This is a genomic window from Rhizobium sp. Root1212, assembly GCF_001424985.1.
Lineage (GTDB): Bacteria > Pseudomonadota > Alphaproteobacteria > Rhizobiales > Rhizobiaceae > Pararhizobium.
Genome location: NZ_LMDA01000001.1, coordinates 410,688 through 437,349 on the forward strand (window position 1 = coordinate 410,688; position 26,662 = coordinate 437,349).

24 protein-coding genes and 2 tRNA genes are annotated in these 26,662 nt (G+C 63.1%); 15 read left to right on the forward strand and 11 right to left on the reverse strand.

Features of this window, described 5'->3' with window-relative positions:
• The first annotated feature begins 47 nt into the window (after positions 1–47).
• From betI to betA, 4 genes are all read left to right on the forward strand, one after another.
• On the forward strand, positions 48–653 hold the full coding sequence (gene betI, locus ASC86_RS02005) for a transcriptional regulator BetI (RefSeq protein ID WP_056315346.1): 606 nt from the start codon (positions 48–50) through the stop codon (positions 651–653).
• Positions 650–2,179 carry a choline-sulfatase gene (betC, locus tag ASC86_RS02010; protein ID WP_056315348.1) on the forward strand — a complete coding sequence of 510 codons (1,530 nt, stop codon included), beginning with the start codon at positions 650–652 and terminating at the stop codon, positions 2,177–2,179. The genes betI and betC overlap by 4 nt, the downstream gene beginning before the upstream one ends.
• 4 nt (positions 2,180–2,183) lie before the next feature.
• Complete coding sequence (gene betB / locus ASC86_RS02015; RefSeq protein ID WP_056315350.1) at positions 2,184–3,647, forward strand: betaine-aldehyde dehydrogenase; 1,464 nt, start codon at positions 2,184–2,186, stop codon at positions 3,645–3,647.
• Between the two features lie 194 nt (positions 3,648–3,841).
• Positions 3,842–5,494: a choline dehydrogenase gene (gene betA, locus ASC86_RS02020; RefSeq protein WP_056315352.1), complete on the forward strand. Its 1,653-nt coding sequence runs from the start codon at positions 3,842–3,844 to the stop codon at positions 5,492–5,494.
• Positions 5,495–5,562: 68 nt separating this feature from the next.
• On the opposite strand, the gene ASC86_RS02025 is transcribed toward betA, so the two are convergent.
• Positions 5,563–6,603: a calcium-binding protein gene (locus tag ASC86_RS02025; protein WP_056315354.1), complete on the reverse strand. Its 1,041-nt coding sequence runs from the start codon at positions 6,601–6,603 to the stop codon at positions 5,563–5,565.
• 271 nt (positions 6,604–6,874) lie between these two features.
• On the reverse strand, positions 6,875–7,024 hold the full coding sequence (locus tag ASC86_RS25515; RefSeq protein ID WP_156386868.1) for a hypothetical protein: 150 nt from the start codon (positions 7,022–7,024) through the stop codon (positions 6,875–6,877).
• On the opposite strand from ASC86_RS25515, the gene ASC86_RS02030 reads away from it, so the two are divergent.
• The 3 genes from ASC86_RS02030 to cysN are packed head-to-tail and all read left to right on the forward strand — an operon-like array spanning position 7,023 to position 10,299.
• Entirely contained in the window at positions 7,023–7,784 is a 762-nt protein-coding gene (locus ASC86_RS02030; protein WP_056315356.1) for a phosphoadenylyl-sulfate reductase, read from the forward strand. The two genes, ASC86_RS25515 and ASC86_RS02030, sit on opposite strands and share 2 nt — an antisense overlap.
• Positions 7,785–7,825: 41 nt before the next feature.
• Positions 7,826–8,779, forward strand: a complete 954-nt coding sequence (cysD, locus tag ASC86_RS02035; RefSeq protein ID WP_056315358.1) for a sulfate adenylyltransferase subunit CysD — start codon at positions 7,826–7,828, stop codon at positions 8,777–8,779.
• Entirely contained in the window at positions 8,779–10,299 is a 1,521-nt protein-coding gene (gene cysN / locus ASC86_RS02040) for a sulfate adenylyltransferase subunit CysN (protein WP_056315360.1), read from the forward strand. The genes cysD and cysN overlap by 1 nt, the downstream gene beginning before the upstream one ends.
• 276 nt (positions 10,300–10,575) lie before the next feature.
• On the opposite strand, the gene ASC86_RS02045 is transcribed toward cysN, so the two are convergent.
• Positions 10,576–10,652 (reverse strand) — tRNA-Pro (locus ASC86_RS02045).
• 250 nt (positions 10,653–10,902) lie between these two features.
• Here ASC86_RS02045 and ASC86_RS02050 point away from each other — a divergent pair.
• Both ASC86_RS02050 and ASC86_RS02055 read left to right on the forward strand, forming a co-directional pair.
• Positions 10,903–11,418: a hypothetical protein gene (locus tag ASC86_RS02050; RefSeq protein ID WP_056315363.1), complete on the forward strand. Its 516-nt coding sequence runs from the start codon at positions 10,903–10,905 to the stop codon at positions 11,416–11,418.
• A 196-nt stretch (positions 11,419–11,614) separates the two neighbouring features.
• Positions 11,615–12,040: a hypothetical protein gene (locus ASC86_RS02055; protein ID WP_056315365.1), complete on the forward strand. Its 426-nt coding sequence runs from the start codon at positions 11,615–11,617 to the stop codon at positions 12,038–12,040.
• Between the two features lie 138 nt (positions 12,041–12,178).
• Here ASC86_RS02055 and ASC86_RS02060 read toward each other — a convergent pair.
• Positions 12,179–12,253 (reverse strand) — tRNA-Gln (locus ASC86_RS02060).
• Between the two features lie 215 nt (positions 12,254–12,468).
• Between ASC86_RS02060 and ASC86_RS02065 the strand changes: the two genes are divergently transcribed.
• A complete protein-coding gene (locus tag ASC86_RS02065) occupies positions 12,469–12,765 on the forward strand; it encodes a cupin domain-containing protein (protein WP_056315367.1) in 297 nt (98 codons plus the stop codon).
• An 11-nt stretch (positions 12,766–12,776) separates the two neighbouring features.
• Positions 12,777–13,700, forward strand: a complete 924-nt coding sequence (locus ASC86_RS02070) for an MBL fold metallo-hydrolase (protein WP_056315369.1) — start codon at positions 12,777–12,779, stop codon at positions 13,698–13,700.
• Positions 13,701–13,707: 7 nt separating this feature from the next.
• On the opposite strand, the gene ASC86_RS02075 is transcribed toward ASC86_RS02070, so the two are convergent.
• Positions 13,708–14,616, reverse strand: a complete 909-nt coding sequence (locus ASC86_RS02075) for a DUF1499 domain-containing protein (protein ID WP_056315371.1) — start codon at positions 14,614–14,616, stop codon at positions 13,708–13,710.
• Positions 14,617–14,847: 231 nt separating this feature from the next.
• Here ASC86_RS02075 and ASC86_RS02080 point away from each other — a divergent pair, with 231 nt between their 5' ends.
• The 3 genes from ASC86_RS02080 (at position 14,848) to ASC86_RS02090 (ending at position 16,696) form a co-directional block, all read left to right on the forward strand.
• Positions 14,848–15,249, forward strand: a complete 402-nt coding sequence (locus ASC86_RS02080) for a hypothetical protein (protein ID WP_056315373.1) — start codon at positions 14,848–14,850, stop codon at positions 15,247–15,249.
• Positions 15,250–15,394: 145 nt separating this feature from the next.
• Positions 15,395–15,652, forward strand: coding sequence for a hypothetical protein (locus ASC86_RS02085; protein WP_056315375.1), 258 nt, complete (start codon positions 15,395–15,397; stop codon positions 15,650–15,652).
• Positions 15,653–15,847: 195 nt separating this feature from the next.
• The gene (locus tag ASC86_RS02090; protein ID WP_156386869.1) at positions 15,848–16,696 is read left to right on the forward strand and encodes an alpha/beta hydrolase; all 849 of its coding nucleotides are present in this window, start codon (positions 15,848–15,850) and stop codon (positions 16,694–16,696) included.
• 86 nt (positions 16,697–16,782) lie between these two features.
• Here ASC86_RS02090 and ppdK read toward each other — a convergent pair whose 3' ends face one another.
• A complete protein-coding gene (gene ppdK / locus ASC86_RS02095) occupies positions 16,783–19,449 on the reverse strand; it encodes a pyruvate, phosphate dikinase (RefSeq protein ID WP_056315377.1) in 2,667 nt (888 codons plus the stop codon).
• Positions 19,450–19,550: 101 nt separating this feature from the next.
• On the reverse strand, positions 19,551–20,162 hold the full coding sequence (locus tag ASC86_RS02100) for a TetR/AcrR family transcriptional regulator (protein WP_056318123.1): 612 nt from the start codon (positions 20,160–20,162) through the stop codon (positions 19,551–19,553).
• Positions 20,163–20,251: 89 nt separating this feature from the next.
• Here ASC86_RS02100 and ASC86_RS02105 point away from each other — a divergent pair, with 89 nt between their 5' ends.
• The gene (locus ASC86_RS02105; protein ID WP_056315379.1) at positions 20,252–21,088 is read left to right on the forward strand and encodes an N-acyl homoserine lactonase family protein; all 837 of its coding nucleotides are present in this window, start codon (positions 20,252–20,254) and stop codon (positions 21,086–21,088) included.
• Positions 21,089–21,274: 186 nt separating this feature from the next.
• On the opposite strand, the gene ASC86_RS26180 is transcribed toward ASC86_RS02105, so the two are convergent.
• The 4 genes from ASC86_RS26180 to ASC86_RS02120 form a co-directional block, all read right to left on the reverse strand.
• Positions 21,275–21,421 (reverse strand): hypothetical protein, encoded by a 147-nt coding sequence (locus ASC86_RS26180; RefSeq protein WP_200943764.1) that lies wholly within the window; start codon positions 21,419–21,421, stop codon positions 21,275–21,277.
• 67 nt (positions 21,422–21,488) lie between these two features.
• Positions 21,489–24,953 (reverse strand): chromosome segregation SMC family protein, encoded by a 3,465-nt coding sequence (locus ASC86_RS02110; RefSeq protein WP_056315382.1) that lies wholly within the window; start codon positions 24,951–24,953, stop codon positions 21,489–21,491.
• Between the two features lie 178 nt (positions 24,954–25,131).
• Positions 25,132–25,497, reverse strand: coding sequence for an endonuclease domain-containing protein (locus ASC86_RS02115; RefSeq protein ID WP_056315384.1), 366 nt, complete (start codon positions 25,495–25,497; stop codon positions 25,132–25,134).
• Positions 25,498–25,742: 245 nt separating this feature from the next.
• On the reverse strand, positions 25,743–26,624 hold the full coding sequence (locus ASC86_RS02120) for a DsbA family protein (protein ID WP_082509834.1): 882 nt from the start codon (positions 26,622–26,624) through the stop codon (positions 25,743–25,745).
• Positions 26,625–26,662 lie beyond the last annotated feature (38 nt).

The following is a 26,662-nucleotide window of genomic DNA, read 5'->3' on the forward strand; positions in this document are numbered from 1 at the left end:
GACGGCTCAATCAAAAATACCATGCCCGGCAATAGAGGGGAAATGTCATGCCGAAGATCGGGATGGAACCGGTGCGGCGCCGGGCGCTGGTGGATGCAGCGCTGAAGGTGATCGGCGACCGGGGTACAGTGTCGGTGACCATGTCGGATATCGCCCGCAAGGCCGGTGTCTCCCCTGCCCTTGCCCATCATTATTTCGGCTCTAAGGAACAGTTGCTGACCGAAACCATCCGCTTCCTGCTACGGCAATTGCGCGACGATACCGTGGCCGCCCTGAAGGGGGAGCAGCATCCGCAGACGCGGATTTCGGCGATCATTCGGGTCAGTTTCCAGGCCGATCAGTTCACACCGCAGACGATCGCCGCCTGGCTTGCCTTCTACTCCGAAGCGCAGTGCTCGGAGGCGACGCGGCGGCTTCTGGTGATCTATGCCCGCCGGCTGCATTCGAACCTCGTCGACAGCCTGCGCCGCCTCTGTTCCGCAAGCGACGCACACCGCATCGCAGAAGGAACAGCCGCCATGATCGACGGGCTCTATATTCGCCGGGCGCTCGGCTCCTCGCCGATCACGGCCGAGGCCTCGATCGCGCTGACCGACGACTACATCGCCCTCCATCTTCAAAGGCTTCTGAACGAAAAAGGACATGCCGCATGACTGCCAGGCGACCCAATATCCTCATCATCATGGTCGACCAGTTGAACGGAAAGTTCTTTCCCGATGGCCCGGCGGAATTCCTGCATGCGCCGCATATGAAGGCACTGGCGAAACGTTCGGCGCGCTTCCGCAACAACTATACCTCCTCGCCGCTCTGCGCGCCGGCTCGCGCCTCGATGATGGCCGGGCAATTGCCGAGCCGCACGCGGGTCTATGACAATGCCGCCGAATATATCTCGTCGATCCCGACCTATGCGCACCACCTGCGCCGGGCCGGCTATTACACGGCGCTTTCCGGCAAGATGCACTTCGTCGGGCCGGACCAGCTGCACGGTTTCGAGGAGCGGCTGACGACCGACATCTACCCCGCCGATTTCGGCTGGACGCCGGACTACCGCAAGCCCGGCGAGCGCATCGACTGGTGGTACCACAATCTCGGCTCCGTCACCGGTGCGGGCGTCGCCGAAATCACCAACCAGATGGAATATGACGACGAGGTCGCCTTCCTCGCCAACCAGAAGCTCTACCAGCTTTCGCGCGAGCAGGACGATACCGCCCGCCGCCCCTGGGCGCTGACGGTCTCCTTCACCCATCCGCACGATCCCTATGTCGCGCGTAAAAAATTCTGGGACCTTTACGAGGATTGCGATCATCTGCTGCCGGACGTCGGTAACATCCCGCTTGCCGAACAGGACCCGCATTCGCAGCGCATCGTCCATTCCTGCGACTATAAGAATTTCGCGGTGACGGAAGACAATATTCGCCGCTCGCGCCGGGCCTATTTCGCCAATATCTCCTATCTCGACGAGAAGGTCGGCGAGCTGATCGACACGCTGACCCGCACCCGCATGCTGGATGATACCATCATCCTGTTCTGCTCCGACCATGGCGACATGCTCGGCGAGCGCGGGCTGTGGTTCAAGATGAACTTCTTCGAGGGTTCGGCCCGCGTGCCGCTTATGGTCGCCGGCCCCGGCATCAAGCCTGCCCTGCATCCGGCCCCGGTTTCCAATCTCGACATTCTGCCGACGCTCTGCGATCTCGCCGGCATTTCCATGGACGAGATCATGCCGTGGACCGACGGCGAAAGCCTCGTGCCGGTCATCAACGGCGAAGAGCGGACATCGCCGGTGGTGATGGAATATGCGGCGGAAGGTTCTTATGCCCCGCTCGTCTGCATCCGCGAGGGCAAGTGGAAATATATCCATTGCGAGCTTGATCCCGACCAGCTCTTCGATCTCGAAGCCGATCCGCTCGAACTCACCAATCTCGCCGGTGTTCCCGCCCATGCGCCGACGCTGCGCGCCTTTCAGGAAATGCGCGACGCGCGCTGGGATATGGAAGCCTTCGACGCCGCCGTGCGCGAAAGCCAGGCGCGGCGCTGGATCGTCTACGAGGCATTGCGCAACGGCTCCTATTATCCCTGGGATTACCAGCCGCTGCAGAAGGCATCCGAGCGCTACATGCGCAACCACATGAACCTCGACAATCTCGAAGAGACCAAACGCTATCCACGCGGGGAATAAGAACATGCGCGCACAACCGAAAGCTTCCCACTTCATCGACGGCGAATATGTCGAGGACAGTGCCGGCACCGTCTTCGAAAGCATCTATCCCGCCACCGGCGAGGTGATCGCGCGGCTGCATGCGGCCACCCCCGCGATCGTCGAAAAAGCGATTGCGGCGGCCAAGCGCGCCCAGCCGGAATGGGCCGCGATGAGCCCGACCGCCCGCGGCCGCGTCCTCAAGCGCGCCGCCGAAATCATGCGTGAGCGCAACCGCGAACTTTCCGAGCTTGAAACGCTGGATACCGGCAAGCCCATCCAGGAAACCATCGTCGCCGACCCGACCTCGGGCGCCGACAGTTTCGAGTTCTTCGGCGGCGTTGTCGCGACCGCGCTCAACGGCGACTATATCCCGCTCGGCGGCGATTTTGCCTTTACCAAGCGCGTGCCGCTCGGCGTCTGCGTCGGCATCGGCGCCTGGAACTATCCGCAGCAGATCGCCTGCTGGAAGGGGGCGCCTGCCCTTGCCGCCGGCAATGCCATGGTGTTCAAGCCCTCGGAAAACACCCCGCTCGGCGCGCTGAAGATCGCCGAAATCCTCATCGAAGCCGGCTTGCCGAAGGGGCTCTACAACGTCATCCAGGGCGACCGCGAGACCGGGCCGCTGCTGGTCAACCATCCCGATGTCGCCAAGGTATCGCTGACCGGCTCGGTGCCGACCGGCCGCAAGGTGGCAGCCGCCGCTGCCGGTCATCTGAAGCATGTGACGATGGAACTTGGGGGCAAGTCGCCGCTGATCGTCTTCGACGATGCCGATCTCGAAAGCGCCATCGGCGGGGCGATGCTCGGCAATTTCTATTCGACGGGACAGGTCTGCTCCAACGGCACCCGCGTCTTCGTGCAGAAGGGCATCAAGGACAGGTTCCTGTCCCGCCTGAAGGAGCGCACCGAAGCCATCGTCATCGGCGACCCGATGGACGAGGCGACGCAGCTTGGCCCGATGGTCTCCCGCGCCCAGCTCGACAAGGTTTTCTCCTATGTCGACAAGGGCAAGGCCGAGGGCGCGACGCTGCTCACCGGCGGCGGCATCCCGAATTCGGTTTCGTCGGAAGGCACCTACATCCAGCCGACCGTGTTTGCCGACGTCAAGGACACGATGACAATCGCACGAGAGGAGATCTTCGGGCCTGTCATGTGCGTGCTCGATTTCGACAGCGAGGAAGAGGTGATTGCGCGGGCCAATGCGACCGAATTCGGTCTCTCGGCCGGCGTCTTCACCGCCGACTTGACCCGCGCCCACCGTGTGGTCAACCGGCTGGAAGCGGGCACGCTCTGGATCAACACCTACAATCTCGCCCCGGTCGAAATCCCCTTCGGCGGCTCCAAGCAATCCGGCTTCGGCCGCGAAAACTCGGTGGCGGCGCTGGAGCACTATTCCGAGCTGAAGACGGTGTATGTGGCGATGTCGCCGGTCGAGGCGCCGTATTGAGTTAGGCACAGGCCCCTCATCCGCCCTGTCGGGCACCTTCTCCCCGCGAACGCGGAGAAGGGGACAAGTGGCACATTCCGCCGTCCCTCTCTTCCCCCGTGGAAGATGAAGCAAACGGCAACCTCCGTCGTTCCCTCTCCCTGCGCGCAGGGAGAGGGCTAGGGTGAGGGGCAATCTGGTTTTCGGAGACGTTCATGCAAAACGCAGACTTCATCATCATCGGCTCCGGCTCGGCCGGCTCGGCCATGGCCTACCGTCTTTCCGAGGACGGCAAGAACACCGTCATGGTGCTGGAATATGGCGGCTCGGATGTCGGGCCGTTCATCCAGATGCCGGCGGCCCTTGCCTGGCCGATGAGCATGAAGCGCTACAACTGGGGTTACCTCTCCGAGCCCGAGCCGAACCTCAACAACCGGCGTATCACCGCGCCGCGCGGCAAGGTGATCGGCGGCTCGTCGTCGATCAACGGCATGGTGTATGTACGCGGCTCGGCAGAGGATTATACCCGCTGGGAAGACGCCGGGGCCAAGGGTTGGGGCTATGCGGACGTGCTGCCCTATTTCAAGCGCATGGAAACCTCCCATGGCGGCCAGGACGGCTGGCGCGGTACCGACGGGCCGCTGCATGTCCAGCGCGGGCCGGTGAAGAACCCGCTGTTCAAGGCCTTCGTCGAGGCCGGCCGCGAGGCCGGTTTCGAGACGACCGACGATTATAACGGCGAGAAGCAGGAAGGTTTTGGTCTGATGGAGCAGACCATCTGGAAATCCCGCCGCTGGTCTGCCGCCAACGCCTATCTGAGGCCGGCGCTGAAGCGGCCGAATGTCGAGCTGGTGCAGTGCTTCGCCCGCCGGATCGTCATCGAGAACGGCCGCGCCGTCGGGGTGGAAATCGAGCGGGGCGGCAAGATCGAGATCGTCCGCGCCAATCGCGAGGTCATCGTCGCCGCCTCGTCCTTCAATTCACCGAAACTCCTGATGCTGTCGGGCATCGGCCCGGCGACACATCTGAAGGAGATGGGCATCGAGGTGAAGCTCGACAGACCGGGCGTCGGCGCCAACCTGATGGACCATATGGAATTTTATTTCCAGCAGGTGTCGCTCAAGCCGGTCTCGCTTTACTCGTGGCTGCCGTGGTTCTGGCAAGGGGTTGCGGGGGCGCAGTGGCTGTTTTCCGGCACCGGGCTTGGCGCTTCCAACCAGTTCGAATCCTGCGCCTTCGTGCGCTCGGCGCCGGGCATCCGGCAGCCGGATATCCAGTTCCACTTCCTGCCCGTCGCCATCTCCTATGACGGCAAGGCGGCGGCCAAGAGCCACGGCTTCCAGGTTCATGTCGGCTACAACCACTCGAAATCGCGCGGCAATGTCACGCTTGCCTCTTCCGACCCGATGGCCGATCCGGTCATCCGCTTCAACTATATGAGCACCGAGGAAGACTGGGTGAAATTCCGCCATTGCGTGCGGCTCACCCGCGAACTCTTCAGCCAGAAGGCCTTCGAGGAATTCCGCGGGCCGGAAATCCAGCCGGGCGAAAACGTGCAGACGGACGAGCAGATCGACGACTTCCTGCGCGAGCATCTGGAAAGCGCCTATCACCCCTGCGGCACCTGCAAGATGGGGGCCAAGGACGATCCGATGGCGGTGGTCGACCCGGAAACACGGGTCATCGGCATCGACGGCCTGCGGGTGGCGGATAGTTCGATCTTCCCGGATATCACCTACGGCAACCTCAACGGCCCCTCGATCATGACCGGCGAAAAGGCCGCCGACCATATCCTCGGCAAGCAGCCCCTGCCCCGCTCCAACCAGGAACCGTGGATCAACCCGCGCTGGGCGGTGAGCGACCGGTAGTCGTCGCTTCCCACGCAAAAAGGCCGGACGCTGAGCATCCGGCCTTTTTCCCATTCTACTGGCGCGTATCAGACGAAGAAGAAGTCGTTGGCGTGCAGGTCGGCCTTTTCGACGCCTTCAAGCAGGATCGAGCCGGTGCCGAACTTGATCAGCACGCCATCCACGGTATCGACCGCAGCCGCCTTGACGGCGTTGAAGGACGAAAGAACCGTCTTGTCGAGCTGCAGGATGTCGCCCGCCGTGCTGGCGCCGGCGTCAAAATCGAGCACCTTGTCGACGCCCGAGCCGGCCTTGAAGATGAAGGTATCCTTGCCTGCGCCGCCGATCAGCGTATCGTTGCCGATGCCGCCCGTCAGGGTGTCGTTGCCGGCGCCGCCATTCAGCGTGTCATTACCGGCATCGCCGGCCAGCGTGTCGTTGCCCGCGCCACCGAGGAGCTTGTCGTTGCCGTTGCCGCCATAGAGCTTGTCGATGCCCGCGCCGCCGTTGATCGTGTCATTGCCATCCTGACCGTAAACGGTGTCGTCGCCGGCACCGCCATCGAGCTTGTCGTTGCCGACGCCGCCCTTGATCGTGTCGTTGCCGCCCTGGCCATAGAGCGTATCGTCGCCGGCGCCGCCGTCGAGCGTGTCGTTCTTGTCGAAGCTCTTGAAGACGTCCTTGCCGGTGCTGCCGACGAAGTTGATGCTGTTCTTCTTCAGGAGGGTGAGGAGCCCGGTCGTGTCGGTGGCGCTCAGCCCCGAACGCAGCTCATTGGCAGCGGCCGAGGTTTCGAGGCCGAGGCCGCTGATTTTCAAATCCGTCGTCTGCTTGAAGGTGTGCTTCGCGTCGTCAAGAACGGTGTTGGTGCCGAAGCGGAGCGCGCTCAGCGAGCCGGAGACCGTGTGGCTACCCATGTCGTAGGCCCAGTCGGTCTTGCCGGCGTCGAAGACGAGACCCGTCTTCGTGGTGTCGGTGACGGCATATTGCTTGCCGGACATGCCGTCTGCACCCGAAAACGCGCCACGGCCGGTGGGCGTGAAGGTGGTGTCGAACTTGCTGAGATAGGAAAGAACATCGATGCCGGTACCGTTCTTGTCAGTATCGTAAGCTGTAATCGTGATCGCCATGAGCGTGTCCCCAAAAAGGCAGAAATTGAAACAACGAAACTCCGCTAATTAAGGTGACTATTATTGTCAAGTTTAACGCGGAGAAAATATGAGGATTCTTATCATATTTATTCGCAAACGGCGTTTAGCCGCCGAAAGGCGGCCCGTGCCGACATTCGAAATGCGGAGGCGCTGGCCTGGGCCTGGGCATGGGCATGGGCATGGGCCTTGCGAAGAAGAACGAAACGGCTGAGGTCAAATAATAATCTATTATTTTTATATATTTAGAGATTTACAGTGACGCAGCCTTGCCATATTCTTTCATCGACCGGGATTGGAGAGATATTTGCTCTTCCCCGGCAGCATTAGAAATCCGTTTTCCTGTCTTTCCGCGACGTCGGCTGCGATATTCCGCGGACAACATCAGGATTTCTGTTTCCATGGCATCCCATCCGCTTGAAACCGCCGCACAGGCACTAGGCCAAAAGCTCGAAGGTCTCGACCTTCCGGGCCGGCTTGCTCTCGTCGCAAGCCTGGAGGGCAAGGCTGTCTTCACCACCAGCCTCGGCATTGAGGATCAGGTCATCACCGCGGCGATCGCCACAGGCCGGAACGACATCGAAGTCTCAACGCTGGAAACCGGCCGCCTGTTCAACGAAACCGTCGCCCTCATCGACAAGACCGAAGAAACCTACGGCATCCTGATCCGCCGCTTCCGCCCCGAGCAGGACGATATCGATGCCTATGCCGCGAAATACGGCCTGAACGGCTTCTACGACAGCGTCGAGGCGCGTCATGCCTGCTGCGGCGTGCGCAAACTGAAGCCGCTGGCGCGTGCACTCGAAGGCGCATCGTTCTGGATCACTGGCCTGCGCCGCGGCCAGTCCGGCAATCGCGCCGAGACGCCCTTCGCCGAGGCCGATCTGGAGCGCGGCCTGATCAAGATCAACCCGCTCGCCGACTGGACGATCGAGGAGATCAACGCGCATGTGGCCGCCGAAGCCATCCCCGTCAATCCGCTGCACACGCGCGGCTACCCCTCGATCGGCTGCGAGCCCTGTACCCGCGCCATCAAGCCGGGCGAACCCGAACGCGCCGGCCGCTGGTGGTGGGAAAACGATGAGAAGCGCGAATGCGGCCTTCACGTCGCCGAAGCAGCTTCCGCCCAATCGCCCCTTCCCGCGAGCAGCATCGCGCGATAACCGCGCGAACCTCGCCTCCCAGATACTCCCGGAGACTTGAAATGCCCTTGACCCTTCCGGAAACGGAACTGCACAACCCGCAGACCTCGAAAACCCCTCTCGATCCGCACCTGAAGGCGCTGGAAAACGAGGCGATCCACATCTTCCGCGAAGTGGCCGCCGAGTTTGACAAGCCGGTCATGCTCTATTCGATCGGCAAGGATTCGTCCGTGCTGCTGCATCTGGCCCGCAAGGCCTTTTATCCCGGACGCGTTCCCTTCCCGCTGCTGCACGTCAATACGGGCTGGAAGTTCCCGGAGATGATCGCATTCCGCGACGAGATCGCCAAGCGCTACGACCTCGATCTGATCGAACATAAAAATCCGCGCGGTGAGGCCGAAAATATCACACCGTTCACCCATGGATCGGCGCTCTATACCGATATCATGAAGACGGAAGCCCTGCGACAGGCGCTCGACGCCGGCGGCTACGATGCGGCCTTCGGCGGCGCCCGCCGCGACGAAGAAGCCAGCCGTGCCAAGGAACGCATCTATTCCTTCCGCACCCCCGACCATCGCTGGGACCCGCGCAACCAGCGCCCGGAACTCTGGAACATCTACAACGGCATGATCCGCAAGGGCGAGAGCGTGCGCGCTTTCCCGCTGTCGAACTGGACCGAAGTCGATATCTGGCGCTACATCCAGGCGGAAGACATTCCGCTGGTGCCGCTCTACTACGCCGCCAAGCGCAAATTCGTCGAACGCGACGGCATGCTGGTCTGGGCCGAGGACCCGCGCTTCGAGGCGCTGCCGGGCGAACAGATCCAGGAAGACAATATTCGCTTCCGCACGCTGGGTTGCTGGCCGCTGACCGGCGCCATTCGCTCTGAGGCCGCCACACTCGACGACGTCATCGCCGAACTCGAAATTGCCACCGTTTCCGAACGTCAGGGCCGCGCCATCGACCGTGACCAGTCCGGCTCGATGGAAAAGAAAAAACGCGAAGGATACTTCTGATGACCGTTTCCGCTACCGCCCAAGCTGCTGCAACGCAGACCGCGACCGAGACCGGCGCTGCCACCATCACCGCTTTTCCGGCCGTCGACGCCCAGCGCCAGCCGCGCGACACGCGCCCGCTGCGCCTCATCACCTGCGGCAGCGTCGATGACGGCAAATCGACCCTGATCGGCCGCCTGCTCTGGGATACCAAGGCCGTCAAGGAAGACCAGGCCGCAACCCTGCGCCGCGATTCAGGCAAGCAGAACGATCTCGGCCTGCCGGATTTCGCGCTGTTGCTGGACGGCCTGCAGGCCGAGCGCGAACAGGGCATCACCATCGATGTGGCCTATCGCTATTTCGCGACCGACAAGCGCGCCTTCATCGTCGCCGACACCCCCGGCCACGAGCAATACACACGCAACATGGCAACCGGCGCCTCGACCGCCGATCTGGCCGTGCTTCTTGTCGATGCCCGTGTCGGCCTTTTGGAACAGACCCGCCGCCATGCGACCATCGCCACGCTGATGGGCATCAAGCAGTTCGTGCTGGCCGTCAACAAGATCGACCTCACCGGCTACGACCGTGCCCGTTTCGAGGCGATCAGCCACGAGTTCAAGGAACTGGCGCTGTCGCTCGGCGTGCGCCAGATCACCGCGATCCCGGTGTCGGCGCTGAAGGGCGAAAACGTCGTTTATGACGGCAAGGCATCCATGCCCTGGTACGAAGGCCCGACGCTGGTCGAAGTGCTGGAACTTGCCACCGTGCGCTCGGCCCAGACGGTCGGTTTCCGCCTGCCGGTGCAGCGCGTCTCCCGTCCCGGCGAAAGTTTCCGCGGCTATCAGGGCACCGTTGCCGGCGGTGCGGTGAAGCCAGGCGACAGCGTCGTCATCCTGCCCTCGGGCATGGTGGCCAATGTCGCCAAGATCGTCACCTTCGACCTCGTGCGCAACGCCGCCGTCGCAGGCGACGCGATCACGCTGGTTCTCGACCGTCAGGTGGATGTGTCGCGCGGCGACATGATCGTTTCGATCGATGCCCAGCCGCAGACCGGGCTTTCCTTTGACGCCCAGATCGTCGCGCTGCAGCCGGACGGCATCCAGCCCGGCAAGCGCTACTGGCTGAAGAGCGGCTCGCGCCGCCAGCGCGTCACCGTGCAGCCGTCGAGCCTTCTCGACCTGAAGAACGGCAAGTGGAACCACCACACCGAAGCGCTCGGCATGAACGCCATCGGCAAGGTGCATCTCTCCTTCGACGAACAGGCCGTGTTCGACGCCTATGAGCAGAACCGCACGACCGGCGCCTTCATCCTGATCGATCCCGACACCAACAACACGGTGGCCGGCGGCATGATCACCGCCAAGCGCTCTTCGCTCGGCGGCATCCATACCGAGGAAAGCCGCGTGTTGCTGTCGCTGCCCGCCGATCTCGCCGACAAGATCATGGCGAGCGAGCTTTTCGCCAGCCGCCGCGAGGAAACGGAAGTACGCCGCATCTCCGCCGGCAAGGCCGCCGAGATTCTCGACGAAATCGACGGCTGATCGCGACAGCGATCACATCGAAACAGAACGATCCCGCGGGCACGGCTCGCGGGATTTTTTCATGTCCCGGCTATGGGGGCGGTCGGAAATCTCGCGATGCAGGAAACGAGCGACCGATTCCAACTGTCAAATACCGGGTCGGTTATCTGCACAACCACCCGCAATTTCAGAAAAACGCCGCAAAAGCTCACTGAACTGTGCCAGTGATTTAGAACTAGATTTCCGGGAATGAAGCGATACTAGACTGAAAGCCTTTCGGGACAAGGCGTTATCGACTGGTCGGAGTGGCAAGATTCGAACTTGCGACCCCCACGTCCCGAACGTGGTGCGCTACCAGACTGCGCTACACTCCGTGACCAGTGGCGCCTCTATAGAATAGCATCCGGCCGGAGACAAGCGCCAATTTCAGAAAAATGACAGGGTGTGTGGAAATCTTTTCGCGACACGTCCGCGCGCCGCGCAAAACCGGCGATGCGTCCAGATAAGGTCATGGAAGCACTCGATATTCCAGCATCGAATGCTTGACCCTGCGCGCCCTGCGCTGATTGTTTTCAGGGACCGGCGAAGGGGATCGCCGGGCTTCTGGAAACCCAAGGGAACATCATGAAAATCCGAATCCTGTTTGCGGCAGCGCTTACGGCTGTGCTTTCCGGCTGCACGACGACGGAGGAAGCCAACACCGCCATCCAGTCGCGCTGGACCGGCCAGCCGGCCGATGCCTTCTTCACCCGCTATGGGCCTCCGGTCTCGCGCTTTCCGCTCAACAACGGCGGCGCGGTCTATACCTGGCGCGGCGGAGAAAAGACCAATTACATTCCCGCGCAATACGCGCAGCCCACCGACGACGACGATGCCTTTGCCAAATCCGTGACACGCACGACGACCCGTCGCGACGAGGACGGAGACCGGACGACGACGACCACCACGAAAACCTCTTTCGGCATTGCCGACACCAGCCCACGGGTGATCTCGCCGGCGCGCACGGAAGAGCTTTTCTGCGAGGTGCAGATTTCGACCGGGCCGGACGACAGGATCGTCAGCATCCGCGCCAGCAACGACACCACCGGCGCCGGCCTCAGCCTGTCGCGCTGCGCCGAGGTGCTGGAAGTCGCGTCGTAGGACGGGTTTTGCAGCGTTCGCCGGAAAAATCGTAAGCGGCGGCGCAACCGTTGCAAATAATTGCTGAAATGTGGCCGGCCGGTGATTTTCTTTCTTTGCGTTTGGAGCTAGACGCAGGGAGAAAACCCCGGCCGCACAGGTGTTTGCGTTTCGCCGGAGGCGCTGTTTCAGATCGAAATCAAAGGACGATCCCGAGATGAATTTCCGCATGATGACTGCCGCCGGCCTTGCGCTGGCGCTTGCCGGCTGCACCACCGTCGGCCCGGCCCGAAACGCCGTCGAAGCCCGCTGGAACGGCCAGCCGGCCGGCACCTTCTTTGCCCAGTTCGGCCCGCCGACCGCGGATGTCGAAAGCGGCGACACGACCGTCTATTCCTGGAAGGGCGGCTACAAGACCCGCCGCATTCCGGCCGAATATGCCAAGGGCCCGGATGGCAAGCGTGGCAAGCGCATCTCGGCTGCCCGCACGGAATATCTGAGCTGCTCGGTACAGCTGACGGTCTCGTCCGACTACGTCATCCGCTCCATCCGCGTCGCCGGCGATCATCGCAGCGGCGACGGCCCGACCTGGTGCGAGGAATTCCTCGGCGGTGCCAAGACGGAAGCCCCGAAGGCCGGTTGATCGCCCTTCGGGCAACACGTCGAGAAAATGGAAAAGCCTGCGAGATGTCGCGGGCTTTTTTTTTGTGAACGGCAGCCGCATGCGAATCACGTCCTTGGAGAGGCGTCCATCGCTTGCGCAAATCATGATGGTGAATAGTGGCTGGGGCGCCAGGATTCGAACCTGGGAATGCCGGTACCAAAAACCGGTGCCTTACCGCTTGGCGACGCCCCAGCAGGATCGAACGGATTTTTGCGTGAGAACGATGCAAGCCCGCGCGGTCGAGGGCCTGATTAGCAAAGCACAGGCGGCGCGACAATCCTTAGTTTCGGCTTTCGATCGATTTCTTTGGATCGCTTCTCCCGCCTTTCGAAACATGCCGAAATTTTACCGCCGCTTCGTTCCGGTCCCCGCCGATTTGCAGTAGGGTCCGGCAACTGGAGATCCCGATGAGCAGATTTCGTGCCCGCCCGCCCGCCGTTGCCACCATTCTTCTGGATGATGCCGTGGTGCGCATCACCCGCTGGGATTTCGAGCCCGGCGCCGATACCGGCCATCATGTGCATGGGCTCGGCTATGTCGTCGTGCCAATGACCGATTGCCGGTTCCTGCTGGAGGAGCCGGGCGGCGACCGGCGGGTGGATATCGCCAAAGGCGCCGCCTATCGGCGCGAGGCGGGCATGGAGCACAATGTCGTCAATGCCGGAACAGAGCCGATGTCGTTCATCGAGATCGAATACAAGTGAGGCGCAGGCACATGGAAGGCCCGGATTTCAACCTCGAATTCCAGCCGGCCTACGGGCAAGCCGTTCCGGTCGCGGAGGGTGTGGAGCGCATCACCGTCAACAACCCGAGCCCCTTCACCTTCCATGGCACCAATTCCTACATCGTTGGAAAACACTCCGTCGCTGTCGTCGATCCCGGCCCGCAGGACGAGGCGCATTTCCAGGCGCTGATGCAGGCCCTGAAAGGCCGCGAGGTGACCCATATCGCCGTCAGCCACACCCATCGCGACCACTCGCCGCTTGCCCGCCGGCTGAAGGAGGCGACCGGCGCGCTGATCGTGGCGGAAGGCCCCCACCGCGCCGCCCGGCCGCTGCATGAGGGTGAGGTCAATCCCTTTGCCGAAAGCTCCGACATGGATTTCGTGCCGGACATCGCTGTTGCCGATGGCGAGACGGTGGCGGGCGACGGCTGGGCGCTGACGGCGCTGCTGACGCCCGGTCATACCGCCAACCATGCGGCCTTTGCGCTCGAAGGCACCGGCACCGTCTTTTCCGCCGATCATGTCATGGCCTGGGCGACGAGCATCGTCGCGCCGCCGGATGGGGCGATGAGCGACTATATGGCCTCGCTGGAAAAACTGCTGGCGCGCGACGACCGGCTCTATCTGCCGGGCCATGGCGGCGCGCTTGTCGAGCCTGCCGCCTTTCTGCGCGGGCTTCGCGCCCACCGGCGCATGCGCGAGCGCGCCGTGCTGGAGCGGATCAAGGCCGGTGACAGCGCCATTCCCGAGATGGTGAAGGTGATCTATGCCAGCACCGATCCGCGGCTGCATGGCGCGGCTGCCCTTTCGGTGCTCGCCCATATCGAGGATCTGGTCGAGCGCGGACAGGTCGAGACCGATGGCCCGCCCTCGCTTTCCGGCCGCTACCGGCTGGCGCCGGGCGGAGCGTCGTAACGCGGCGTCAATCGCCCGCGATCCCCAGCAGCTCGGCATCGAGCGCATGCAGGAACTGATCGGCGAAGCCGGCCGCAAGGCCGAGTTCGTGCGGGCCGTAGCGGGACGCGACCCGCATATCGACGAAGGTGGTTTCGGCCTCCTCACGCAGGCGGATCAGCACATCGAAACGGAAGCCGGCGATCGGCGAGCGCCATTCGCCCTGCAGCAGGATGTCGGAAGCGCGCAGGCCCGCGGGCCGGTCGGCCATGATGGATGTCGGGCGCGACATCGGCACCGGCACATTGTCGGGTTGGCTGTCGGCGGGCGTGCTGGTCTCGGGCTTGACCGCGAGATCTTCAAGATCGGCCTCGGCGTTTTCCTCGCCTTCGGTCGCCACGACCGCGATTCCGGTATTGGCGGCAACCGTCTTCACCCCGCGGAAGACGCGGTCGAGCGCGCCGTCGTAACGCCGGCCGGTGAGGCCGGGATAGGCCTCGATCTGGGCTTCGCGATCCTGGGGCGTCACCATTGTCGCGCGCGGCAGCCAGCCCTGGTCGGCGGCCGGGCGCTCGATCCAGTCGGGCGGGGTCACCGTATCGGTGCTGACGTCGTAGATTGCCGGCTTGGTGAGATAGGCATAGCCGCCGAGGCCGGCGACGCCGAGCGGAACGGCGGCGTAGACGAGCGCGGCGAAACTGGCGATACCGCCGACCGCCGCCACCTGCCACAGGCGCACGAGGCCGATGACCGCCAGCAGCACGGCAAGCGCCGCAAGCCCTGCGGCAAAGATCACGATCGCCACCAGATGCGGGGTCGTCAGCGGCCCGAAACGATGGGCAAGAACGGCGACAAGAAACAGGCCGCAGGAAAACCGCGCGATCCCGCGGGCCCATTGGGCGGCATGGGATATCGGGCGCTCATATTTGATCATCATGCTCTCTGCCGGTTCCTCGCCTGTGTTTCGTATAAAGCATGCCGCGGAAAAATCTGCAGCGGTTTTGCATCGCTGGCCGGCACAAAAAACGAGAGGACCGTGTTTCGCGTGAGCGCGGGACAAGTCTCATCCGTTGCGTGCGGCTGTCCGCGCGGGCAGCGGCGATGCCGCAAATTCGCCACTCTCGCTCCGCAAGGTCGCCGCGTTCAAGGCCAAGAGAGGGAGAAGACCATGCTTCCATCCGACCCGAAACCCGCAAGCGAGCCATCGAAGCTTGCCGGACAGCCACCGAACGCCCCCCGCCCCGCCAATTCCGTTCTCACCATGAAGCTTCTGGAACTGGAACTGTCGCTCGATGGCTATGCGGCCGGCCGGGACGGTTTCAGCACCCATGTGGCGACGGCGGTTTCGGCGATCGGCGGCGAGCTTCTGTTCGAACTGCCGGCCTCGGGCCTGATCACCAATTGCGAGCGCATCGCCGTCCTGCGGCTGCCGCGGGAGGGTGCGGCGAACACCGTCTTTGCCTGCCTCGAACCCGGCGGCACCACCATCCGCATCGAACGCCCGACAGAAGAGACCGCCTGCCTGCAAAGCTTTGCCGGCGCCTTCGTCGATGTATTGCGGCGTATTTGATTGTTGAATTAACGCCTGTTTCGTCAAGCCCTTGATTGCACAGGGGTTGAACGATAGTTTTCGGGCATGGGCCGCGCGAAGGCGGCTTTGCGTGCCGCCGCTGTTTCAGGCTTGCGGTCGCGAATATGCGGCTTCGGAGTTAGCGATGCGCGCTTGCCAGATTACAACGATTGCCGTCCTTGCCGCCCTTCTCGGCGGCTGCCAGACGATGACGCCGGAAGAGCGGCGCGCCAACGACGAGAATACCTGCCTTTCCTACGGTTTCCGCCGCGGCACCGACAGCTTCGCCACCTGCCTGCAGCGCATCGATCTCGACCGCAGCGCCGAGCGCCGCGCCTTTCGCTATGGCGGCTATGACGACGGCCCCTGGGGTTGGAACGGGTCGGTCGTCGTCTACCGATAAATGTTTCTCGTCGCGGCAAAGCCAGTCTCGTAACGGGCCGTTTCCGGGTCGTTTGTTTTCCGAATCGGGCGCCTGCGCCGCGCGCTTTGCTTTCCTGTCGTCTTGTCCGGCGTAAAATCGGCTCTACAATCGGCCGCATCTTCTCTTTTCATAGATTTTCACGCACCGCATTTTTGAACCGTTCGAGGGAGTGTCATGAAACTAAGTGCCCTGACGAAACTCGCCTGCGCCTTCTTCCTCCTTTTCGCGATCCCGGCCTTCGCCGCCGAACGCTGGGAGCTGTTGCCCGACCCAGCACCGCTGCCGAAGGCGGAAAAGACGGGCAAGGCGCCTGTCAACGGCATCGAGCTTTATTACGCCGTCTATGGTTCCGGTCCGCCGGTGCTGCTCATCCATGGCGGGCTTGGCTATGCCGATATCTGGTCGAGCCAGATCGCCGATCTTTCCAAGGATCACACCGTCATCGTCGCCGACAGCCGCGGCCACGGACGCTCGACCCGCAATGCCGAGCCCTACAGCTATGACCTAATGTCGTCGGATTATCTGGCGCTGCTCGATTATCTGAAGCTCGACAAGGTGGCGCTGGTCGGCTGGAGCGACGGCGGCATCATGGGTCTCGATATCGCCATCCATCATCCGGAGCGGCTGACCAAGCTCTTCGCGCAGGCCGCCAATTCCAAGGTCGACGGCGTCATTCCGACGGTGATGGAGAACAAGACCTTTGCCGGCTATATCGAGAAAGCAGGCAAGGTTTATGAAAAGATTTCCCCCACGCCGACCGAATATAATGCCTTCGTCGAGCAGATCGGCGCCATGTGGGCGAGCCAGCCCAACTGGAGCGACGACGACCTGAAGAAGATCACCACCCCGACCGCCATCGTGCTCGGAGACCATGACGAGGCCATCAGCCGCGAGCACACGGATTATCTCGCCAAGACCATACCGGGCGCGGAACTGGTGATCCTCAAGGACGCCAGCCACTTCGCCATGCTGCAGGACCCGGAAGGGTACAACAAGGCAGTGCGGGATTTCATCGATAAGTGAGGCGGTTGCCGCCTTCCTCTTCTTCTCGTGGAGAAGAGGAAGGCAAATCGCACCGTTTCTGAAGCTGGCAGGCTAAGCTCTGAAACCTACCCCCTGCCCTCGATCGCCGCCTGTGCCGCCGCAAGCCGTGCGATCGGCACGCGGAAGGGCGAGCATGAGACATAATCGAGGCCGGTTTCCTCGCAGAAGCGGATGGACGCCGGATCGCCGCCATGTTCGCCGCAGATGCCGAGCTTCAGGCCGTTCTTCGTGCGCCGGCCACGCTCGGCGGCGATCTGGATGAGTTCGCCGACACCATCGAAATCGAGCGAGACGAACGGGTCCTTCTCGACGATACCCTTCTGGATATAGGTGTTGAGGAACTGCGCGGCATCGTCGCGCGAGATGCCGAAGGTGGTCTGGGTGAGGTCGTTGGTGCCGAAGGAGAAGAAATCGGCGGCCTCGGCGATGACATGGGCGCGAAGAGCGGCACGCGGCAGCTCGATCATCGTGCCGACGAGATATTCGATCTCGATGCCGGCTTCACCGATCACCTCCTTCGCCACCGCATCGATGCGGGCCTTTACGTAATCCAGCTCCGCCTTCAGGCCGACGAGCGGCACCATGATCTCCGGCACGACGGCAGCACCCGTTTCGCGGGCGGCTTCGACGGCCGCCTCGAAGATGGCGCGGGCCTGCATTTCGGCGATCTCGGGATAGGAGATGGCGAGGCGGCAGCCGCGATGGCCGAGCATCGGATTGAACTCGTGCAGGGCATCGACGCGCTGGCGCAGTTCCGAAGCGGGCATGCCGAGATGACCGGCGACGTCTTCGATCTCCTCGTCGGTCTTCGGCAGGAATTCGTGCAGCGGCGGATCGAGCATGCGGATCGTCACCGGCAGGCCGTGCATGATCGAGAACAGTTCGGCGAAATCCGAACGCTGCATCGGCAGCAGTTTGGCCAGCGCCACGCGGCGGCCGGCTTCGTCGGTGGCGAGGATCATCTCGCGCATGACATTGATGCGCTCGCCCTCGAAGAACATGTGCTCGGTGCGGCAAAGGCCGATGCCTTCGGCGCCGAAGGAGCGGGCAGCGCGGGCGTCCGCCGGGGTTTCGGCATTGGTGCGCACGGTCATGCGGCGGCTCTTGTCGGCCCAGGCCATGATCTTGCCGAAATCGCCGGAAAGCTCCGGCTGCAGCATGGCGATGACGCCCTTCAGCACCTGGCCGGAGGAGCCGTCGATGGTGATGACGTCACCCTTCTGCAGCGTGACGCCGGCGGCGATCAGCTGCTCGTTGCGGATATCGACGCGCAGGCTGCCGGCGCCGGAAACGCAAGGGATGCCCATGCCGCGGGCGACGACGGCGGCGTGGCTGGTCATGCCGCCGCGGGTGGTGAGGATGCCTTCGGCGGCGTGCATGCCGTGAATGTCTTCCGGGCTCGTCTCGACGCGCACGAGGATGACCTTGCGGCCCTCCTTCTCGGCGATGACGGCCTCTTCGGAGGTGAAGACGATCTCGCCGCTCGCCGCCCCCGGCGAGGCCGGCAGGCCGGAGCCGATGATATCGCGGCGGGCGCGCGGATCGATGGTCGGGTGCAGGAGCTGATCGAGCGAGGCGGGGTCGATGCGGCGCACTGCCTCTTCCGTGCTGATCATGCCGCTTTCGGCCATATCGACGGCGATGCGCAGCGCCGCCTTGGCGGTGCGTTTGCCGGAGCGGGTCTGCAGCATCCAGAGCTTGCCGCGCTCGATGGTGAATTCGAGATCCTGCATGTCGCGGTAATGGCTTTCGAGCCTGTCGCAGATGGCCTGGAAGGCTTCGAAGGCCTCCGGCATCAGCTTTTCCAGAGACGGCTTGTCGGAACCCGACGCGATACGGGCGGCCTCGGTGATGTTCTGCGGCGTGCGGATGCCGGCAACGACATCTTCCCCTTGCGCGTTGACGAGGAACTCGCCGTAAAGCTCGTTCTCACCCGTCGAGGGATTGCGGGTAAAGGCGACGCCGGTGGCGGACGAATTGCCGAGGTTGCCGAAGACCATGGCCTGGATATTGACGGCGGTGCCCCATGCGGCGGGAATGTTGTGGAGGTGGCGATAGGTGATCGCGCGGGCATTCATCCAGCTTGAAAACACCGCGCCGATAGCGCCCCAGAGCTGAACCTGCGGGTCCTGCGGGAAGGTTTCGCCCAGCTCTTCCTCGATCGCGGCCTTGTAAAGCCCGATGACATGCTGCCATTCGACGGCGGAAAGCTCGGTGTCGTTCTCATGGCCGAGGCGGCCTTTTTCGTCTTCCAGGATTTCCTCGAAGACCTCGTGGTCAAGACCCATGACAACATCGCCATACATCTGGATGAAGCGGCGGTAGCTGTCCCAGGCGAAGCGGGCATCGCCGGCATCGTGGCCCAGAGCCTCAACGGTGACGTCGTTGAGGCCGAGGTTCAGCACCGTATCCATCATGCCGGGCATGGAGGCGCGGGCGCCGGAGCGAACGGAGACGAGAAGCGGCTGCCTTGTGTCGCCAAAGGTGCGGCCGGTCGCCTTTTCCATGAAGGCGATGCCCTGGCTTACCTGCTCGCGGATCACATCGGGGATAGTTCGGCCGCTGTCATAATAATGAGAACAGGCATCGGTAACGATGGTGAAGCCGGGCGGAACCGGCAGGCCGAGATTGCACATCTCGGCAAGATTGGCGCCCTTGCCGCCCAGATGGTTACGATCGGCGGCACTGCCTTCGGCTTCTCCATCGCCGAAGGTATAAACCCACTTCCTCATCAGCAGTCCCCTCCACTTGATCGTCAGAGACTACAGCATGTGCATCCCGTTGAAAATGTGGCCGGAACGATATTTTGTTGCGTCGCAACAAAAGGTCGCACTTATGAACGATGCGGCGTCGTCTTAGCGAGCAGCCTGACGCCCTCGGCCACGTCTTCCGGCTCCACGTCACCAATGATAGCGGACTGGACGACGAAGCCGAGCAGCAGGGAAAGCAGGGTCTTGGCGAGATTCTGGCCGGCAGGACCGGCCTCGCCGGGAAAGTGCCCGCCCCAGCGGTTGAGCGCGACCGCAAGATCGTCGCGGAAATCGATGTAGAAGCTGCGCATGGTGGCGCGCAGGCGCTCGTTGCGCTGGGCCTCGCTCCAGCCGAGCAGCGCGATGCGCTTCAGATCGTAATGTTCGCGGGCAGTGAAGCCATCGATGTTGGATGTGAGGACAAGCAGAAGTTCGGCGGGGTTCCGGGCAGGTTCCGCATGGAGAAGCGGGCCGACCAGCGCCCGCAGCGAGGCGAGCGATGCCGTCACCGCCGCGACGATCAGGTCGTCCTTGCTGGCGAAATAGGAATAGACAGCGCCGGCGGAAAGGCCCGAAGCGCGGATGATGTCATCCATCGTCGTCGCCTGCAGCCCCTCCTTCTGGAAGCAGATCCAGGCGGCTTCGAGGATCTGGGCCTGTCGGGCGGCGCGCTTTTCATCTGAAATCTTCGGCATGACCAACAAATAAAACGAACGATCGTTCTTTACAAGAAACTTCTCATGGAATAAAAAAGAATGAACGTTCTCTTTTTTTGGAGGCAGCGATGATCAGGGTCACAGCAATCGAAACCGGCAAGGCGCGGATGAAGATGGCGCAGCGCACGGCGCGGCAGGGCCGTGGACCGCTGGGCCGCAAGATCGATATCTTCACCGATCATCAATGGGTGGAGCCGCTGCCGATCCTCTGCTTCCTCATCGAGCACTCGGAGGGGCGTTTCCTGATCGATACGGGCGACACGTGGCGCAATTCGGTGCCGGGTTATCTGCCGGGCTGGAACCCATTTTACAAGCAGGTGCAGATCCGGGTTGCGCCGCATGAGGAGATCGGGCCGCGGCTGATGGCCATGGGGATCGATCCTTCAGAGATCGGCACCGTCATCCTCACCCATTTCCACCACGATCATACCGGCGGGCTTGATCATTTTCCCCATAGCCGGATCATTGGGCCGAAGGCGAATTTCGCTGTTTCCACCGGCCTGCGCGGCATGATGATGGGCTGCCTGCCGCAGCGCTGGCCGATCTGGCTGAAACCGGAACTGGTCGAGATGGATGGCCCGGCCATCGGCCCCTTTCACGCTTCGCATGCAATCACCAAGGACGGTCGCATCGCGCTGGTGCCGACGCCCGGCCATGTCGCGGGACATGTCTCGGTGATCGTGCGCGATGACGGCGTGACTTATTTTCTGGCGGGGGATGCGACCTATTCGCAGCCCAATCTGCTCGCCGGCAAGACCGACGGCGTCACCAACGATGCGATGACGGCGGCGGCGACGCTGAAGGCAATCCGGCAGTTTGCCGGCCAGCAGCCGACGATTCTTTTGCCAACGCATGACCCGGACGGGCCGCGGCGACTGGCGGAGCGGGAGGTGATGGTAGTTTGAGGAAGTAGACGAGCCGCTCTCGGTCGCCCCCTCTCCCCGCCTGCGGGGAGAGGGGCAAAGCTTCATCCTTCAGGCACTACGACATTGCCCCTCATCCGCCCTTCGCGCACCTTCTCCCCGCAGGCGGGGAGAAGGGACAAGTGGCGATGCCGGTATCCTTCTCGCAATCGGAATGCAGAGGACCGATCAATTCTCCTGAATCGACAGCCCGTTCTTGTCCACCTGGATTTCGACACCGTCAGGCTTCTTTTCCTGCTGATAGGCGTAATAGGAGAAGCCGGCGACGACAACGATGAGGGCGCCGATGATCATGTAGAGGGCATTTCTGTTCAATGGGAATTTCCTTGCAATATTGACGGGTTACGGAGCCGTAACGGTCTGATCGCAAATTTGTTCCCGCTCAGCCCACTTCCCGCAATTGCTCGGCCGTCTGCAGGTCGACGGAGACGAGCTGGGAGACCCCCTGCTCGGCCATGGTGACGCCGAAAAGGCGGTTCATGCGGGCCATGGTGATGGGATTGTGGGTGATGATGACGAAGCGCGTTTCGGTCGAAGCCGCCATTTCGTCCATCAGGTTGCAGTAGCGTTCGACATTGTGGTCGTCGAGCGGGGCGTCCACCTCGTCCAGCACGCAGATCGGCGCCGGATTGGTGAGGAACACGGCGAAGATCAGCGCCATCGCCGTCAGCGCCTGCTCGCCGCCCGAAAGCAGCGTCATGGTCTGCGGCTTCTTGCCCGGCGGACGCGCGAGGATTTCGAGGCCGGCATCGAGCGGGTCTTCGCTTTCGATCAGCTGCAATTCCGCCGTGCCGCCGCCGAAGAGATGGGTGAACAGCCGCTGGAACTGGGCGTTGACCACGTCGAAGGCGGCGAGAAGCCGTTCGCGGCCTTCGCGGTTCAGGCTCTGGATGGCCGAGCGCAGCTTGCGGATCGCGTCGATGACATCCTCGCGCTCCTTCAGCATCGCTTCGAGCTTGTCGGAAAGCTCCTTCTGCTCTTCCTCGGCGCGCAGATTGACTGCGCCCAGCCGTTCGCGCTCGATCTTCAGCCGCTCCAGCTCGCGCTCGATATTTCTGATATCCGGCAGCGCCGCATCGACGGCAAGGCCGGTGAGCCGCATCACCTCATGCGGGGCGCAGGAGAGCGCTTCACGGATGCGGGCCTCGATCTCGACGCGCTTTTCGCGGTTAGACACCAGCCGTTCTTCGGCGCGGCCGCGTTTTTCGCGGATTTCGGCGAGTTCCGAAAGGGCGGTCGCGGCATGCTGGTCGGCTTCCCGCTGGCGGTTTTCGGCGATGGCGAGCGCATCGGCGGCATCCCGCCGCTGGGCTTCGGCCTTGCTGAGTTCGTTCATCAAGGCGCGGCGCTTGTCGTCGAAGGCGTCGGGGGCGTCGTTCAGCTCCTCGGCTTCCTCGCGGGCTTCGGCCTCGCGGTCGCGCAGGGTCTCGATATGCTCTTCGGCGCTCTCTGCCCGGTCAGCCCAGGTCTGGCGTTCACTTGTGATGGCCGTGAGGCGGCGCTGGCGGGATTCGGTTTCGCGGGCAAGGCCGTCATGGATCGAGCGGGCCTCGACCACGGCGGCGCGATCGAGCGTGACGGTTGCCATCTGGTGCGAGACGCGCTGTTCGAGGTCGCCGAGATCGGCGAGATCATCCAGCGCCGCCCTGCCCTCTTCCATCTGGGCGGCAAGCTCTTCGCTCTGCAGTTCCAGCTGGCTTTTGGTTTCCGCGAGGACGGCGCGGCGGCGCACGAGATCGCCGGAGGCGCGCTCGGCGGCGGTCAGAGCCTCGCGGGCCTCGGCAAGCTTGCGGGCCACGAGGCGCTGTTCGTCGCGGGAGAGCCGCAGACGTTCGTCCTCGGCGCGGATGCGGGCGGCGGCGGCGGCGAGGTCGGCTTCGCGGGCATCGAGCAGGTCGCGGGCGGTTTCTGCCTCTTCTTCCAGTTCTTCCAGCCGGTTTTTCTGGGCGAGCCTGAGCGCAGCGGCGCTCGGGGCATCGGCACCGGTGACATGGCCATCCCAGCGCCAGATTGCGCCGTCCGATGTGACAAGCCGCTGGCCGGGCTTCAGGTCCTGTTGCAGGCGTTCGGCGCTGGTTGCATCGGTTACGATGCCGATCTGGCGCAGACCGCGGGCGAGTTCCGCCGGAGCCTTTACGTGCGCGGAGAGCGGCTGCACGCCATCCGGCAGGGCCGGATCGAGGCCGAGATCGCCGGGCATGCGCCAATGGGCGGGGGCTGCGGGATCGAGCGGCGAATCGAGATCGTCGCCCAGGGCGGCACCAAGGGCGGTTTCAAAGCCGCGATCGACGATCATGTCTTCCACGACCGGCGGGGCCGTGCCCTGCTGGCGCGAGGCTTCCAGCATGCGGCGGATGGTGCGGGCTTCGGTCTCGATGCCGTTCAGGTTGGATCGCGCCATATCGACCGGCGGGCGGGCGGCGACTTCGGCGGCACGGGCTTCGGAGAGGGCCATCTCGATTTCGGCGATGATGGCTTCCGCAGCTTCCAGCGCCACTTCGGCGGCCTCGACCTCCTCGCGCTTCTGCTCCGGGTCCGGCAGGGCGGAAATCTGGCTGTCGAGCGCATCGAGATCGCGGGCCTGATCGGCAAGCTGACGGGCAAGGCGCATCTGGCGGTCGGAGAGATCGCGGATGGTCTTTTCCAGCTGGTTGCGCGTCGCCATCGCTTCGGCGCGTTCGGCGGTCAAAACGCCGAGTGCGCGTTCGCTCTCCGCCAGCCGGTCGCTGGCATGGGCAAGGCGTTCGCGGGCTTCCTCGGCGCGTTCGCCGGCTTCGCCAAGAATGTCGCGGATTTCGGTTTCTTCGGCATCGAGGCGGGCGAGGATGCCGGCATTGTCGGCGATCAGGCGTTCCTCGCGGCGGATATCTTCGGTGAGTTGGGCAAGACGGCGCTGCAATTCGTCGCGGCGGCGCAGGATGCGGCTGGCATCTTCTTCCAGCTGCGATTTGGCGATCTGCAGGCGCTGCAGGGCGGCGGCGGCACGGGCTTCGGCTTCGCGCAGTTCCGGCAGCTTCAGGCTAGCAACGGCCTGGTTCTTGGCCGCTTCCATCTGCCGCTGCGCCTTCTCGGCGACATCAGAGGTGATCTGGTTCAGCTGGCTGTCGGCCTCGCCTTCGGCCTCCTTGGCCTGCACCCAGCGGATATGGAACAGCATCGCCTCATGGCGGCGGATGTCGGCGGAAAGCATCTTGAAGCGGTTTGCCTGGCGCGATTGGCGCTTCAGGCTTTCGATCTGGCTTTCGAGCTGCGAGGTGACGTCGTCGAGGCGTTCGAGATTGGTTTCGGCGCCGCGCAGGCGCAGTTCCGCCTCGTGGCGGCGGGAGTGCAGGCCGGAAATGCCGGCGGCTTCTTCCAGCAATTGCCGGCGGGCCTGCGGCTTGGCGGCGATCAGCTCGCCGATACGCCCCTGCCCCACCATTGACGGCGAACGCGCGCCGGTGGAAGCATCGGCGAACAGCAGCTGCACATCCTTGGCGCGGGCTTCCTTGCCGTTGATGCGGTAGACGGAGCCGTTTTCGCGCTCGATGCGGCGGGTGACCTGGATTTCGTCGCTGTCGTTGAAGGCGGCGGGCGCTGTGCGGTCGGAATTGTCGAGATAGAGGCCGACTTCGGCGGTGTTGCGGGCCGGACGGTTTCCCGAGCCGGAGAAGATCACGTCGTCCATGCCGGACGCGCGCATGTTCTTGTAGGAGTTTTCCCCCATCACCCAGCGCAGGGCTTCGACAAGATTGGACTTGCCGCAGCCGTTCGGACCGACAACGCCGGTGAGGCCCCGTTCGATGACGAATTCGGAGGGCTCGACGAAGGACTTGAAGCCGAGCAGGCGGAGCTTGGTGAATTTCATGGGGTGGGCTCCGTCGACGGTGCGGAGTGTGAGGCGGGCTTACCCCCCTCTGTCAGCTTCGCTGACATCTCCCCCTCAAGGGGGGAGATGGGGAGCAAGAGGCTAACCCCAACCAATCTCCCCCCTTGAGGGGGAGATGTCACGAAGTGACAGAGGGGGGTATCTCTCCCCAAACTCCTCATCGTCCCATCTCCACCACACGAGCGATATGTGAGCAGACCCCATCAATGTCTTTCAGCACGTCATCATTCCAGAAACGCATTACCGTCCAACCGAGTGCCGTCAACTCCTCGTCGCGAGAGCGATCATGGCGTATCTGCTTGTCGTCTCCGTGACCGGAACCATCGAGTTCCACGATAAGGCGATGCTCCGGACACGCGAAATCGGCGATGTAACCGGAGATTGGCAGTTGACGACGGAAACCCAATCCCATGAGACGATGCGCACGAAGCTCATTCCAAAGCTTTAGCTCCGCATCGGTCATCGCCTTGCGCATGATACGGGCATTCTTCCGCGTGGTGGGACGGACGTCAGCGTGAGGCATGACGGCCTCCATACCATGAGCTTATTTTTAGGCGGCAGGCATACCCCCCTCTGCCCCTTCGGGACATCTCCTCCTCAGGGGGGGAGATCGGCCGGAGGGCGCCTCTTGCTCCCAATCTCCCCCCTTTAGGGGGAGATGTCAGCGAAGTTGACAGAGGGGGGTATGCCTGCCGCAAAAAAGAACGACCAAACGAAAAAGCGGGCGCAGTTGTGCGCCCGCTGATCGGTTTAAAAAACAGCGAAACCTTAGAGCATCGAGTCGATAAGGCCCGACATGGTGTCAACCGACATTTCTCCGGAGTATTTCTTGCCATTGATGAAGAAGGTCGGGGTGGCGGCTACGCCGAAATCCTTGGCGCCCTTCTGCATGACTGCGTTCACATCATCCAGAAGCTTCTGGTTCGTCAAGCAGGCCTCGAAGCTCTCCTGTGTAAAACCGGCGAGTTTCGACATCTGCAAGAGCGCATCGCGGCCGTTCTGGGCGGCGGCCCACTGTTCCTGCTGCTTGAACAGCATGGAAACCATCGGGAAATACTGGCCTTCCGGGGCGCAGCGCGCCAGCATGAAGGCAGCTGCCGCACGCGGATCGAACGGGAATTCGCGCACGATGAAGCGAACCTGGCCGCCATCGACATATTTCGTCTTGATCGCCTCGAAGGTCTCGTTGTGGAAACGGGCGCAGTGCGGGCAGGTCATAGACATGTATTCGACGATCGTCACCTTGGCATCGGCCTTGCCGAGCGCCATTTCCGGCAGCGGACCGGGGGCCATCAGCTTGGCGACGTCGACTTCACCTTCGGCCTGCGGCAGTTCGGCCTTGGCGGCCGGCGCTGCGGCCTGCGTCTCAGTCGCAGCCGGCTTCATGGCTTCGGTCTGCGCGGTGGCGGCGGGGGTCTCGGTCTTGTTGGCGGCGGCCGTCATCGGAGTGGACGACATCGTCGTCGATGCCATGTTGTCGGCCGGCTTGACCTCGGTCTTCGTCGCCGTGTCGGTGGTTTCAGCGGGCTTGGCCGTTTCGGCGGCGTCCTTTTTCTTCTCATCGCTGCAGGCAGCGAGCGTCAGGGCGATCGCAGCGACGGCGACGCCGCTGAGGAGGCGCTTGAAAGGGCTCATTTCAGAAAGCAACATGGAACACCTGATGTTGAAATACGGTCGAAACTGCGATA

Bases quoted from the DNA above. Each gene is read 5' to 3' on its own strand.
- betI (WP_056315346.1), top strand. From the start codon at position 48: ATGCCGAAGATCGGGATGGAACCGGTGCGGCGCCGGGCGCTGGTGGAT.
- betC (WP_056315348.1), top strand. From the start codon at position 650: ATGACTGCCAGGCGACCCAATATCCTCATCATCATGGTCGACCAGTTG.
- betB (WP_056315350.1), top strand. From the start codon at position 2,184: ATGCGCGCACAACCGAAAGCTTCCCACTTCATCGACGGCGAATATGTC.
- betA (WP_056315352.1), top strand. From the start codon at position 3,842: ATGCAAAACGCAGACTTCATCATCATCGGCTCCGGCTCGGCCGGCTCG.
- ASC86_RS02025 (WP_056315354.1), bottom strand. From the start codon at position 6,603: ATGGCGATCACGATTACAGCTTACGATACTGACAAGAACGGTACCGGC.
- ASC86_RS02030 (WP_056315356.1), top strand. From the start codon at position 7,023: ATGGCATCCCATCCGCTTGAAACCGCCGCACAGGCACTAGGCCAAAAG.
- ASC86_RS25515 (WP_156386868.1), bottom strand. From the start codon at position 7,024: ATGGAAACAGAAATCCTGATGTTGTCCGCGGAATATCGCAGCCGACGT.
- cysD (WP_056315358.1), top strand. From the start codon at position 7,826: ATGCCCTTGACCCTTCCGGAAACGGAACTGCACAACCCGCAGACCTCG.
- cysN (WP_056315360.1), top strand. From the start codon at position 8,779: ATGACCGTTTCCGCTACCGCCCAAGCTGCTGCAACGCAGACCGCGACC.
- ASC86_RS02050 (WP_056315363.1), top strand. From the start codon at position 10,903: ATGAAAATCCGAATCCTGTTTGCGGCAGCGCTTACGGCTGTGCTTTCC.
- ASC86_RS02055 (WP_056315365.1), top strand. From the start codon at position 11,615: ATGAATTTCCGCATGATGACTGCCGCCGGCCTTGCGCTGGCGCTTGCC.
- ASC86_RS02065 (WP_056315367.1), top strand. From the start codon at position 12,469: ATGAGCAGATTTCGTGCCCGCCCGCCCGCCGTTGCCACCATTCTTCTG.
- ASC86_RS02070 (WP_056315369.1), top strand. From the start codon at position 12,777: ATGGAAGGCCCGGATTTCAACCTCGAATTCCAGCCGGCCTACGGGCAA.
- ASC86_RS02075 (WP_056315371.1), bottom strand. From the start codon at position 14,616: ATGATGATCAAATATGAGCGCCCGATATCCCATGCCGCCCAATGGGCC.
- ASC86_RS02080 (WP_056315373.1), top strand. From the start codon at position 14,848: ATGCTTCCATCCGACCCGAAACCCGCAAGCGAGCCATCGAAGCTTGCC.
- ASC86_RS02085 (WP_056315375.1), top strand. From the start codon at position 15,395: ATGCGCGCTTGCCAGATTACAACGATTGCCGTCCTTGCCGCCCTTCTC.
- ASC86_RS02090 (WP_156386869.1), top strand. From the start codon at position 15,848: ATGAAACTAAGTGCCCTGACGAAACTCGCCTGCGCCTTCTTCCTCCTT.
- ppdK (WP_056315377.1), bottom strand. From the start codon at position 19,449: ATGAGGAAGTGGGTTTATACCTTCGGCGATGGAGAAGCCGAAGGCAGT.
- ASC86_RS02100 (WP_056318123.1), bottom strand. From the start codon at position 20,162: ATGCCGAAGATTTCAGATGAAAAGCGCGCCGCCCGACAGGCCCAGATC.
- ASC86_RS02105 (WP_056315379.1), top strand. From the start codon at position 20,252: ATGATCAGGGTCACAGCAATCGAAACCGGCAAGGCGCGGATGAAGATG.
- ASC86_RS02110 (WP_056315382.1), bottom strand. From the start codon at position 24,953: ATGAAATTCACCAAGCTCCGCCTGCTCGGCTTCAAGTCCTTCGTCGAG.
- ASC86_RS02115 (WP_056315384.1), bottom strand. From the start codon at position 25,497: ATGCCTCACGCTGACGTCCGTCCCACCACGCGGAAGAATGCCCGTATC.
- ASC86_RS02120 (WP_082509834.1), bottom strand. From the start codon at position 26,624: ATGTTGCTTTCTGAAATGAGCCCTTTCAAGCGCCTCCTCAGCGGCGTC.